Annotated in this window: 11 protein-coding genes; 6 read left to right on the forward strand and 5 right to left on the reverse strand. The window is 74.4% G+C overall.

Annotation, left to right across the window (positions count from 1 at the left end):
- Nucleotides 1-107: 107 nt before the first annotated feature.
- The 4 genes from IE329_RS17205 to IE329_RS17220 are packed head-to-tail and all read right to left on the reverse strand — an operon-like array spanning nucleotide 108 to nucleotide 3,025.
- On the reverse strand, nucleotides 108-725 hold the full coding sequence (locus tag IE329_RS17205; protein WP_190211764.1) for a GTP-binding protein: 618 nt from the start codon (nucleotides 723-725) through the stop codon (nucleotides 108-110).
- A complete protein-coding gene (locus tag IE329_RS17210; protein ID WP_190211765.1) occupies nucleotides 706-1,065 on the reverse strand; it encodes a DUF742 domain-containing protein in 360 nt (119 codons plus the stop codon). The genes IE329_RS17205 and IE329_RS17210 overlap by 20 nt, the downstream gene beginning before the upstream one ends.
- Nucleotides 1,062-1,469, reverse strand: a complete 408-nt coding sequence (locus tag IE329_RS17215) for a roadblock/LC7 domain-containing protein (RefSeq protein ID WP_190211766.1) — start codon at nucleotides 1,467-1,469, stop codon at nucleotides 1,062-1,064. The genes IE329_RS17210 and IE329_RS17215 overlap by 4 nt, the downstream gene beginning before the upstream one ends.
- A complete protein-coding gene (locus IE329_RS17220) occupies nucleotides 1,466-3,025 on the reverse strand; it encodes a sensor histidine kinase (protein ID WP_190211811.1) in 1,560 nt (519 codons plus the stop codon). The genes IE329_RS17215 and IE329_RS17220 overlap by 4 nt, the downstream gene beginning before the upstream one ends.
- A gap of 562 nt (nucleotides 3,026-3,587) precedes the next feature.
- Here IE329_RS17220 and IE329_RS17225 point away from each other — a divergent pair.
- From IE329_RS17225 to IE329_RS17250, 6 genes are all read left to right on the forward strand, one after another.
- The gene (locus IE329_RS17225) at nucleotides 3,588-4,373 is read left to right on the forward strand and encodes a VOC family protein (protein WP_190211767.1); all 786 of its coding nucleotides are present in this window, start codon (nucleotides 3,588-3,590) and stop codon (nucleotides 4,371-4,373) included.
- A gap of 148 nt (nucleotides 4,374-4,521) precedes the next feature.
- Nucleotides 4,522-5,271 carry an HAD family hydrolase gene (locus IE329_RS17230; RefSeq protein WP_190211768.1) on the forward strand — a complete coding sequence of 250 codons (750 nt, stop codon included), beginning with the start codon at nucleotides 4,522-4,524 and terminating at the stop codon, nucleotides 5,269-5,271.
- The gene (locus IE329_RS17235) at nucleotides 5,268-7,679 is read left to right on the forward strand and encodes a glycoside hydrolase family 65 protein (RefSeq protein ID WP_190211769.1); all 2,412 of its coding nucleotides are present in this window, start codon (nucleotides 5,268-5,270) and stop codon (nucleotides 7,677-7,679) included. Before IE329_RS17230 ends, IE329_RS17235 begins: the two co-directional genes overlap by 4 nt.
- 92 nt (nucleotides 7,680-7,771) lie before the next feature.
- On the forward strand, nucleotides 7,772-9,520 hold the full coding sequence (locus IE329_RS17240) for a pyruvate dehydrogenase (protein WP_190211770.1): 1,749 nt from the start codon (nucleotides 7,772-7,774) through the stop codon (nucleotides 9,518-9,520).
- Between the two features lie 97 nt (nucleotides 9,521-9,617).
- Entirely contained in the window at nucleotides 9,618-10,223 is a 606-nt protein-coding gene (locus IE329_RS17245) for a helix-turn-helix domain-containing protein (protein WP_073925609.1), read from the forward strand.
- 84 nt (nucleotides 10,224-10,307) lie between these two features.
- Nucleotides 10,308-10,487 (forward strand): DUF6126 family protein, encoded by a 180-nt coding sequence (locus tag IE329_RS17250; RefSeq protein ID WP_190211771.1) that lies wholly within the window; start codon nucleotides 10,308-10,310, stop codon nucleotides 10,485-10,487.
- Between the two features lie 26 nt (nucleotides 10,488-10,513).
- Here IE329_RS17250 and pdxR read toward each other — a convergent pair whose 3' ends face one another.
- Nucleotides 10,514-11,941, reverse strand: coding sequence for a MocR-like pyridoxine biosynthesis transcription factor PdxR (pdxR, locus tag IE329_RS17255; RefSeq protein WP_190211772.1), 1,428 nt, complete (start codon nucleotides 11,939-11,941; stop codon nucleotides 10,514-10,516).
- Nucleotides 11,942-11,967: the final 26 nt, after the last annotated feature.

Here is an 11,967-nt window from a genome sequence, read left to right on the forward strand (position 1 = left end):
GGTACGGGGGATCCATCGTGCGGGGGCGGTCGGTCGGGTGGACGGCGGCGGGGCGTGCTCCGGGCGTCGGCCGGGAGAACAGCGGGTTGCGGCCAGGGGCGGCGGAATCACCCCGCGGGCGGGGCGGAGAGCCGGTACAGGTAGCGCATCAGGGTCATCAGGACGTCCCGGCCGGATTCCCGGGTCCGGGCGTCGCAGGCGACGATCGGCACCTCCGGGGGCAGGTCCAGGGCGGTCCGCAGCTCCTCGGTCGGGTAGGCCGGCGACTCGGGGAAGGTGTTGAGGGCGACCACGAACGGCACGCCGCGGTCCTCCAGCCGCCCGATCACGTCGAAGCTCACTTCCAGCCGCCGGGTGTCCACCAGCACGACGGCGCCGAGGGCGCCCTCGAAGAGGCCGTTCCAGAGGAACCAGAACCGCTCCTGGCCGGGGGTGCCGAACACGTACAGCACCAGTTCGTCGCTGAGGCTGATCCGGCCGAAGTCCATCGCGACCGTGGTCGAGGTCTTGCGCTCGACCCCGGCGATGTCGTCGACGCCGGCGCCGGCCTGCGTCATCGTCTCCTCGGTGGTCAGCGGCCGGATCTCGCTCACGGAGCCGACCAGGGTCGTCTTGCCGACGCCGAAGCCGCCCACGATCACCACCTTGACCGCCGTCGTGGCCGAGGCCGGGAGCAGGTCCGCGCTCCGCGGCCCCACCACCGTGTCAGAGCTTCTGAAGTCCATGCATCACCGCCTCGATCAGGGCACGGTCGGGAAGGATCGCCTGCGGGACGGCGGAGCGGGCCTCGATCCGCTCCTCGGCGAGCAGGTCGGCCAGCAGCACGGTGACCACGCTGATCGGCAGCCGCAGGTAGGCGGAGATCTCCGCCACGGAGAGCGGTGCGCCGCAGAGCCGCAGGATGGCGGCGTGCTCCGGCTGCATCGAGGGTTCCGGCTCCGAGCGCGAGACGATCAGGGTGACCAGGTCGAACGTGGTCTGCTCGGCCAGACCGCTGCGGCCGCGCGTGATCACGTAGAGACGTTCGGGGCTGTTCTCGTCCCACTCCTGGCCGGGTGCGCTCATGCGACCTGCTCGCCGTTGCGCGGGGGCGTGCTGAGGTGTTCGCCGATCCGGGCGACCAGGTCCCGCATCCGCTGGCCCATCAGCCCGGCGTCGACGCCCTCGTCGGCCAGCACCGCGAGGTAGGCCCGGGCGCCCGCCGCCATCAGGTAGAAGAAGCCGCCGCCCATCTCGATCACCACCAGCCGCATCCGGCCGTCGCCGTGCGGGAACTCGTGCCCCACCGCGGCGGCCAGGCTCTGCAGGCCGGCGCAGGCGGCGGCGAGCCGGTCGGCGGTGTCGTTGTCGGTGCCGTACTGCGCCATCCGCAGTCCGTCGGCGGAGAGCACGACGACGTGCCGGGCGTGCGGCACGCCGTCCGCCAGCTCCTTGAGCATCCAGTCCATGTTGGTCCGCTGCTGAATCACTGCTCGCCCTTCCCTGCCGACTCGTCACTGGTGTGGCCGGCCGCGCCGGTGGACGGCGCGTGGCCGTTCACCCCCTCGTGGAACGCGGCCAGCCACATACCGGGCTGTACGGGTGCCTTGGCCGGCTGGGGGACGCCCGGGGCCTTGGCCGGGCCGGTCCGGGAGGGCGCGGCGTGCCGGCGGCGCTGCGGAAGGCCGTTCGCGGTCCGCTCGTTCACCACCGGGACCTCGTCGTCGGCGGGCGCCCTGCCCGGGAGCGCCCCGGCGGCGGAGCCGAAGGAGGACCCGGCGGGGATGCCGGCCATCGTCCTGGACCCCCACGGACGGGGGCCGCCGGCCGGCCGGGGAACCGAGGGCGTCACCGGCCTGGGGCCGGAGGCGATGCCGATGCCGTGGGCCCGGCCGGTGGCGGGCGCCGTGGTGATGAGTTCCTGCGGCACGATCAGCACGGCGCGCACGCCGCCGTAGGCGGAGGGGCGCAGCGATACCTGGAACCCGTAGGCCTGCGCGAGGCGGCCGACCACGGCCAGGCCGAGCCGGGGGGTCTCGCCGAGGTCGTTGAGGTCGATCCCGGCCTGTGCCTCCATGAGCATCCGCTCGGCCCTGGCCCGGCCCTCCTCGGTCAGGCTGAGCCCGCCGTCCTCGATCTCGATCGCTATGCCGGTCTGCACCTCCACGGCGGTCAGGTGCACGTTGGTGTGCGGCGGGGAGTAGCGGGTGGCGTTGTCCAGCAGTTCGGCGACCGCGTGGATGAGCGGCTCGACGGCGGGCCCGACCACGGCGACCTCGGACACCGGGTGCAGCTCCACCCGCTGGTAGTCGAGGATCCGCGACATGCCGCCGCGCAGCACGCTGTAGAGCGGGACGGAGCGGCTCCACTGCCGGCCGGGGCGGGCGCCGCCGAGCACGGCGATGCTGTCCGCGAGGCGGCCGACCAGCGCGTTCCCGTGGTCCAGGCGCAGCAGGTCGTCGAAGACGGCCGGGTCGTTGCCGTGCCGGTCCTCCATCTCGCGCAGGTCCTGCGCCTGGCGGTGGACGATCGCCTGGACGCGGCGGGCGATGTTGACGAAGGCCCGCTGGGCGGACTCGCGCATGCCCTCCTCGTTGTCGACGGCCTCCAGCACGGTGCGCAGCACGGCCTGCCGGGCCGCCTGGAACTCCGGTCCGGTGACGCCGTCGTGGGACTCGTACGCCTTCAGCACGTCCTCGGTGAACTCGCCGCGCTGGAGCCGGCCGACGGCCTCGGGCAGGGCCACCTTGGCCAGCCGGACCGTCTCGGCCTCCTGCCGGGCCAGCCGGCGGCGCAGTTCGCCCTCCTGCTCGGCGTACTGCCGGCGCAGGGTCACCAGCGCGCGCCCCCGGCGGGCCGCCTCGGCGGCGACCGCCGCCACCGCGGCGGTGCCCACCGCCCCGCACCACAGGACTCCGGTACGGGCGGCGGCGGAGGCCGCCGACGCGGCGGCGAAGGCCGCGGCGGCCGTCACCACCGTGGGCAGGAGCCACACGAGAACGGGAGCGGAGCGCCGGCCTCCGGGTGACGATCCAGCACGAAGCATCAGCATCCTCAAACGATCGAAAGAGTACGGAAGGACGAGTGGGGCCGGCTCCGGCGGCGTGGGGACTGCGTTTCGCGTGCGGCCCGAATCCCCGTACCGGCCGTCGCGCGCCTGGTGCGGCGGGGGGTGCGGGGGGGCTGAGCCGGAAGTAGCATAGCCGGTTTTCGGGACGTTTCTGACGAAACCTCAACAAGTCCGCACGATCGCCCACTTACCGACTTCCTGCCGAATTGACGGGTGTCGCGCGCATCGGCGGGAGGCTCGGGTCAGCGCTGCCGCGGGGCCGGCCGGGGTGGTGCTGGCACCAGGTTTGCCCCGCCCCGGGCTTGTCGTACCGGCGTCCGGTGCTGGTTCGCCCATGAGTGGGGACTGTGCCGGAACTCGCCGCGCGGGAGGGTGCGGCCGTGCTAAGGGCCGGTCGCCCCGGGCCGGACCCCGGCCGGGTGGCCCGTCGGCCCGCCCGGCCCGTCGGGTGGCGCGACCGCAGCGGCACGACCATGGTGGGCGGTGAACCGTGCCGCCCGCCCCGGACCTGTGGCGGCCCGCCGTCCGGAGGTCAGCGATGCCCGAAGTCACCACCGCCTACGAGCCCGGCACCCCCTGTTGGGTGGACCTGACGGTCAAGGACCAGCAGGCCGCGCTGGACTTCTACCGGGACCTCTTCGGCTGGCAGGGGGAGGTGGGCCCCGCCGAGTTCGGCGGCTACGCGGTCTGCGCGCTGAACGGCCGGCCGGTCGCGGGCATCATGGCCGCGACGGCGCCGGAGGGGCGGCCGGCGCCGCCGACCGTCTGGACCACCTACCTCGCCTCGGACGACGCCGACGCCACGCAGCGGGCGATCGCCGACCACGGCGGTTCGATCGTGTACCCGGTGACGGACATCGGCACCACCGGCCGGATGCTGGTGGCCGCGGACCCGGCCGGCGCCGTGTTCGGCGTCTGGCAGCCGCTCGACTTCTTCGGCGCGCACGTCGTCAACGAGCCCGGCGCGCTCACCTGGAACGAGCTCAGCACCTCCGACACCGAGGCGGCGGGCCGGTTCTACGCGCAGGCCCTCGGGCTGCGGCCGGCCACCGTCGAGGGCCTGCCCGGCCACTACGCGCTCAACGTCGGCGAGCGGACCGTCGGCGGCCTCCGGCCGCTCCCGGACCACCTCCCGCCCGGCACGCCCTCGCACTGGACGACGTACTTCTCGGTGGACGACTGCGACTCCGTGGTCGACGCCCTGGTCAAGGCCGGCGGCTCGGTGATCCGCCCGCCCTTCGACATGCAGGCCGGCCGGATGTCCGTGGTGGCCGACCCGCAGGGCGCGGTGTTCTCGCTGATCGCCTCGCCCGACTCCCCCTGAACCGGACGCGCCCCCGGCCCCGTCCGGAGGCCCCGCGGCCCGCCCGGCCGCCCGACCCCGTGGTCACCCCGGGTGACCACCCGTTCACGACGCGCCAAAGTGCCGCGAATGGGCGGTTCTGTCAGGAATCCGGGGTAAGACTGCCCTCATGTTGGGTCTTCCGGACGACATCCGCGCATTCCTCTTCGACCTCGACGGGGTGCTCACCCAGACCGCCAAGGTGCACGCCGCGGCCTGGAAGGACACCTTCGACGCCTTCCTGCGCGCCGAGGCGGACCGCACCGGCGGGGAGTTCGTGCCCTTCGACGCGGTCGCCGACTACGACACCTACGTGGACGGCAGACCGCGGTTGGACGGCACCCGGGCGTTCCTGGACAGCCGCGGCGTCGACCTGCCCGAGGGCACCCCCGCCGACCCGCCGGGCACCCGCAGCGTGCACGGGGTGAGCAGCGCCAAGAACGACACCGTGCTGCGCATGATCCGCGAGCAGGGCGTGCAGCCCTATCGGGGCTCGGTGGACTACGTGCACCGGCTGCGCGCGCTGGACCTGCCGTGCGCCGTGGTCTCCTCCAGCGCCAACTGCCGCGACGTGCTGCGCGCGGCCGGCATCGAGGAGCTCTTCGACATCGTGGTGGACGGCCTGGTCGCCGGCCGGGAGGGCCTGCCGGGCAAGCCGGCGCCCGACACCTACCTGGCCGCCGCCCGCAAGCTCGGCGTCGAGCCGGCCCGTGCCGCCGTCTTCGAGGACGCGCTCGCCGGGGTCGCCTCCGGCCGGGCCGGCGGCTTCGGCGCGGTGGTCGGCGTCGACCGGACCGGCCAGGCCGAGGAGCTGCGCCGGCACGGCGCCACGGTCGTGGTGGCCGACCTGGCCGAACTGATCGAGGGGGAGCCGCGATGACCGGCGAGGACAGCTTCACCGTCGACCCCTGGCAGGTCGCCGAGTTCGGGCTCGACCCGGACTCGATGGCCCGGGCCGAGTCCGTCTTCGCCCTGTCCAACGGCCATGTCGGCCTGCGCGCCAACCTCGACGAGGGGGAGCCGCACGGCCTGCCGGGGACGTACCTCAACGGGGTCTTCGAGCTGCGGCCGCTGCCGTACGGCGAGGGCGGCTACGGCTACCCGGAGTCCAGCCAGAGCGTCATCAACGTGACCAACGGCAAGATCATCCGGCTGCTGGTCGACGACGAGCCCTTCGACCTGCGCTACGGCGAACTGCGCAGCCACCGCCGCAGCCTGGACTTCCGCGACGGCCTGCTGCGCCGCGAGGCCGAGTGGACCTCGCCGGCCGGCCGGACGGTCAAGGTGCGCTCCACCCGGCTGGTCTCGCTCACCCAGCGGGCGGTGGCGGCCGTCGAGTACGAGGTGGAGGCGGTGGACGGGCCGGTCCGGATCGTCCTGCAGTCCGAGCTGGTCGCCAACGAGCAGCTGCCCGGCGGCGCCGGCGGCGACCCGAGGGCGGCCGCCGTGCTGGAGGCCCCGCTGATCGCCGAGGCGCACCACGCGCTGAACAGCAAGGCCGTGCTGGTGCACCGGACGCGGTTCAGCGGGATCCGGGTGGCGGCCGGGATGGACCACATCATCGAGGGGCCCGAGGGCTTCGAGAGCACCGTCGAGAGCCACGAGGACCAGGGCCGGGTCAGCGTCACCACGGTGCTGCGCCCCGGCGAGCGGCTCAAGGTGGTCAAGTTCATCGCCTACGGCTGGTCGGCGACCCGCTCGCTGCCCGCCGTCCGGGACCAGGTCGAGGCCGCGCTGACCGCCGCCCGGTACACCGGCTGGGACGGGCTGGTGGCCGAACAGAGCAGCTACCTCAAGGACTTCTGGGACTCCAGCGACATCGAGATCGACGGGGACGTCGAACTCCAGCAGGCCGTCCGGTTCGCGATCTTCCATGTGCTGCAGGCCGGCGCCCGCAGCGAGGAGCGGGCCATCCCCGCCAAGGGGCTGACCGGCCCCGGCTACGACGGCCACAGCTTCTGGGACACCGAGACCTTCGTCCTGCCGGTGCTCACCTACTGCCTGCCCGGCGCGGTGAACCAGGCCCTGCGCTGGCGGCACACCACACTGCCGCTGGCCCGCGAGCGGGCCGGCCAACTCGGCCTGGCCGGTGCGGTGTTCCCCTGGCGGACGATCCGCGGCGAGGAGTGCTCCGGCTACTGGCCGGCCGGCACCGCGGCCTTCCACATCGGCGCCGACATCGCCTCGGCGGTGGTCCGCTACGTCCGGGCCACCGGGGACGTGGCCTTCGAGAAGGAGTACGGGCTCGAACTCCTGGTGGAGACCGCCCGGATGTGGCGCTCGCTCGGCCACCACGACGCCGAGGGCCAGTTCCGGATCGAGGGCGTCACCGGCCCCGACGAGTACAGCGCGGTCGCCGACAACAACGTCTTCACCAACCTGATGGCGCAGAGCAACCTGCGCAACGCGGCCGAGGCCGCCACCCGGCACCAGCCCGAGGCCGCCGCCCTCGGCGTCGACACCGAGGAGATGGCCGCCTGGCGGGACGCCGCGGGCGCCATGTTCATCCCCTACGACGAGAAGCTCGGCGTGCACCCGCAGGCCGACGGCTTCACCGACCACCAGTTCTGGGACTTCGAGGGCACCCCGCCGGAGAAGTACCCGCTGCTGCTGCACTTCCCCTACTTCGACCTGTACCGCAAGCAGGTGGTCAAACAGGCCGACCTGGTGCTCGCCATGCAACTGCGCGGCGACGCCTTCACCGACGAGCAGAAGGCCCGCAACTTCGCCTACTACGAGCGCCTCACCGTGCGCGACTCCTCGCTCTCGGCCTGCACCCAGGCGGTGATCGCGGCCGAGGTCGGCCAGCTGGACCTCGCGTACGACTACACCGCCGAGGCCGCGATGATGGACCTGCACGACCTCGGCGGCAACACCCGGGACGGCCTGCACATGGCCTCCCTGGCCGGGGCCTGCATCGCGCTGGTGGCCGGCTTCGGCGGGCTGCGCGACCACAACGGGACGCTGGCCTTCCGGCCGCGGCTGCCGTCCGGGCTGCGCCGGCTGACCTTCTCGATGCAGATCCGCAAGTGCCTGCTGGAGGTCCGGATCACCCACGCCGGGACGACGTACACGCTGCGCCGGGGCGAGGCCCTGCCGCTCACCCACGAGGGCGAGGACCTGGTGGTCAGGGCGGGCACCCCGGTCACCCGGCCGATCGTGAAGCCGCCGGCGCAGGAGCGCTGCGGCCAGCCGCCCGGCCGCGAGCCGGCCCGCCGGCAGCCGCACGCGGGGGTGGCGGGCGGCGGGAAGGTCGGCTCCGCGCCGGACCACCTCGCGGCCGAGTAGCCGGCTCCTCCCGGAGGTCACCCGGGCGGCCCGCCCGGGGTGCGGGCGGGCCGCCGCCGTCGCAGGGTGCTGATGACCCGTGACGGCGGCCGATGAGGGAGTGCCCCGTGGTGAGTGTGGCCGAGCAGATGGTGGAGGTGCTCCGGCAGGCCGGGGTGGAGCGGGTCTACGGCGTGGTCGGCGACAGCCTCAACCCGGTGGTGGACGCGATCCGCCGGACCGAGGGCATCAGCTGGGTGCACGTGCGCAACGAGGAGGCGGGTGCCTTCGCGGCGGCGGCCGAGGCGGAGCTGAGCGGCCGGCTGGCGGTCTGCGCCGGCTCCTGCGGGCCGGGCAACACCCACCTGATCCAGGGCCTGTACGACGCCCAGCGCAGCGGTCTGCCGGTGCTCGCCCTCGCCTCGCACATCCCGTCCGGCCAGATCGGCACCGGCTTCTTCCAGGAGACCCACCCCGACCGGGTGTTCACCGACTGCAGCAGCTGGTGCGAGCTGGTCTCCACCCCGGCCCAGCTGCCGCGGCTGCTGCGGGTCGCGGTGCAGCACGCGCTCGGGGCGCACGGCGTCTCGGTGCTGGTCTTCCCCGGCGACGTGGCCGCGCTGCCGGCCGCCGGCCCGACCGGGACGGGACGGTTCCTGACCGAGCAGGCGGTCGCGGCGCCGCCCTGGTCCCAGGTGCAGGAGCTGGCCAAGGCGCTCAACTCGGTCCGCAAGGTGGCGCTCTTCTGCGGCGCCGGGGTGCGCGGCGCCCACGCCGAGGTGATGGACGTGGCGGCCGCCCTGCAGTCCCCGGTGGGGCACTCGCTGCGCGGCAAGGAGTGGATCCAGTACGACAATCCGTACGACGTCGGGATGAGCGGGCTGCTCGGCTACGGCGCCTGCCACGAGGCGTTGCACGAGGCCGACCTGGTGCTGCTGCTGGGCACCGACTTCCCGTACGACTCCTTCCTGCCGCAGGCCAGGACGATCCAGGTCGACCACGACGCGACCCGGCTCGGCCGCCGCACCCCGCTGGAGCTGGCCGTGCACGGCGACGTCCCGGCGACCCTGCGGGCGGTGCTGCCGCTGCTGGAGCAGAAGACCGACCGGGCCTTCCTGTTCGGCATGCTGGAGAAGCACTACCGGGCGCTGGACGGCGTGGTCGGCGCGTACACCAAGGACATCGAGCGGCACCTGCCGATCCACCCCGAGTACGTGGCCGCGGTGCTGGACGAGGTCGCCGCCGACGACGCGGTGTTCACCGTGGACACCGGCATGAACAACGTCTGGGCCGCCCGCTACCTCACCCCCAACGGCCGCCGCCGGGTGATCGGCTCCTTCCTGCACGGCTCGATGGCCAACGCGCTGCCGCACGCGATCGGGGCCCAGCTGGCCTGCCCCGGGCGCCAGGTGGTCTCGATGTCCGGCGACGGCGGGCTGGGGATGCTGCTCGGCGAGCTGCTCACGGTGGCCCGGCACCGGCTGCCGGTGAAGACGGTGGTCTTCAACAACGGCGCCCTGGGCATGATCAAGCTGGAGATGCTGGTCTCCGGCTATCCCGAGTACGCGATCGACAACGGTGACGTGGACTACGCGGCGATCGCCCGGGCGGCGGGCATCCCGGCCAAGCGGGTCACCGACCCGGGAGCCGTCCGCGAGGTGCTGGCGGAGGCGCTGGAGCGGCCCGGCCCCGCGCTGGTGGACGTGGTCACCGACCCGAACGCGCTCGCCGTCCCGCCGCACATCACCGCCGCGCAGCTGAAGGGCTTCGCCCTCGCGGCGGGGCGGACGGTGCTGTCCGGCGGCGTCGGGAAGATGATCGACCTGGCGCGCAGCAACCTGCGCAACATCCCGCGGCCGTGAGACGCGGGGCCCGGCGGTCCGGGTGACGTCGCTCCGGAGGATTTGCCTCTGAGGCAAAATTCTTGCCCGGCAGGCACGGCGGGTGTCCACTGGACCCATGACCACCAGCCCGCCGGACGACCAGGAGGTCGTCGGCCTCGCCGCCCGCTTGCGCGAGCACCGACTCGGCAGCCGGCTCACCCTGGAGGCCGCGGCCGCCCGGGTCGGGCTCTCCCCAGCGTATCTCTCCCGCCTGGAGACCGGACGCCGGCAGCCCTCGCTGCCGGTCCTCCTCGGCCTCGCCCGGGCCTACGGCAGTTCGGTCTCCGGCCTGCTCGGCGAGACGCCGGACGACCTCGACCCCGTCGTCCGCGGCGGTGCGATCGAACCCGGCCGGGCCGGCGGCTGGGGCTACCGCCGGGCCGGCGCCCCCGGCCGGGCGATGCAGGCGCTGCGGGTCCAGGTGCCGCCGAGCGTCCAGGACGAGGTCGTCCGGGTGCACCCGGGGGAGGAGTGGCTGTACGTCGTCCGCGGCCGGCTCCGGCTGACCCTCGGCGAGCGGGTCCACCTGCTGGCGGAGGGCGACTCCGCGCACTTCGACTCGCTCACCCCGCACTGCATCGCCGCGGACTCGGCGGACGGGGTCGAACTGCTCTTCCTGCACACCCTGTTGCAGAGCCCCGGCGGCGAACTCTGCCTCGGCGGCGGCCCGGTGCCGCACTGATGAGCGCCCGCCGCGGCGGACCGCAGCACTGACACCCTGTCATGATCCGGGCGCCGGAGCGCCCGGGAGCGAAGGAGACCTCCTGTGACCGAGCCCGTCGCCCTCCCCGCCGCGCCCGCCGGGGCGCCCGCACCCGCCACCATCGATGCCGGCAAGCGGGCCAACCGCCGGGTCGGGATCAGGGTCCTGATCTACATGGTCGCCACCCACGCCTTCGCGGGCTTCATCATGCTGCTGTTCGAGATCGGTTCGCGGAAGGGCTGAGACCGCCGCCGGGGCGCTCCTCGTCGTCAGAGCGCCCCGAGCAGCCCGCAGAGCGCGTCCAGCGCCCCCGTGAAGGCGTGCTCGGGCGGGGTGCCGTAGCCGATCACCAGCCCGGCCGGGCCGTCCGGTCCGGCGTCCGCCCGGTCGTCCCGGCACTCGGCCAGCCCGCCCAGCGCGAGGCCCGCCGCGGCGGCGCGGGCGATCAGCTCCGCCTCCGAGGGCCCGTCCGGCGGCAGCGTCAGCACCGCGTGCAGGCCGGCCGCGACGCCCGTCACCCGGACCCTGGGGGCCCGCTCGGCGAGCGCCGACACCAGCCGGTCGCGGCGCCGCCGGTAGTGCAGCCGGCAGCGCCGGACATGCCGGTCGTAGGTGCCGGAGGTGATCAGTTCGGCCAGGGTGAGCTGGTCCAGCGCCCCCGACTGGGTGTCGGCCAGCCGTTTCAGCCGGGTCATCGGGGCGACCAGCTCCTGCGGCAGCGCCAGCCAGCCGAGCCGCAGGCCGGGTGCGAGGCTCTTGCTGGCCGTGCCCGAGTAGACCACCCGCTCGGGGTCGAGCGCCTGCATCGCGCCGAGCGGCTGCCGGTCGTAGCGGAACTCCCCGTCGTAGTCGTCCTCGATCACCAGTCCGCCGGTGCGCCGGGCCCATTCCACCGCCGCGAACCGCCGGGCCGCCGGCAGCGGTACGCCGGTCGGGTACTGATGGGCCGGGGTCAGCAGCACCGCTCCGGCCCGGGCGCCGGCCAGCAGGTCCGTCCGGGCGCCGTCCTCGTCCAGCGGCAGGGCGACCCGCTCCAGGCCGGAGGCCGTCACCACCTGCTGCAGCGGAGCCAGCCCGTACGCCTCCACGGCCAGGGCGGCGGCCCCGCGCCCGCGCAGGGCCGCGCAGAGCAGGTTCAGGCCCTGGGTGTGCCCGGAGCAGACCAGGATCCGCTCCGGGGCGGTGCGCACCCCGCGGACCCGGGCCAGGTACGCCGCCAGGGCCTCGCGCAGCTCGATCCGGCCGAGCGGGGTGTCGTAGCCGAAGGCCTCGTTCGGGGCGGCGGTCAGTGCCCGCCGGGCGGCGGCCAGCCAGGCGGTGCGCGGGAACATCGACAGGTCGGGACGGCCGGGCCGCAGGTCGTACCGGACGGCGGGCCCGGGCCGCGCCGCGTCGGGGGCGGGCGCGGGCGCCGGCGGCGCGGCGCGCTCCGCGACCGTGGTGCCGGCGCCCTGTCGGGAGGTCAGCCAGCCCTCGGCGGTGAGCTGGAGGTACGCCTCGACGACGGTGTTGCGGGCGATCCCGAGATCCCCGCCGAGCGCCCGGGAGGACGGCAGCCGGGTGCCGGGGGCGAGCCGGCCGTCCTGCACGGCCTCGCGCAGCGCGTCCTCCAGGGCAGCCCGCAGGCCGAGTCCGCGGGCCTGGCGGCCGGTGAGGTCCAGATGCAGGTCGCCGCCGAAAGTGGACCAGGATTCCATCCTCCAAATGAACCACAGCGGCGGGC

This window comes from Kitasatospora indigofera (assembly GCF_014655955.1).
GTDB classification, from domain to species: Bacteria; Actinomycetota; Actinomycetes; order Streptomycetales; family Streptomycetaceae; genus Kitasatospora; species Kitasatospora indigofera.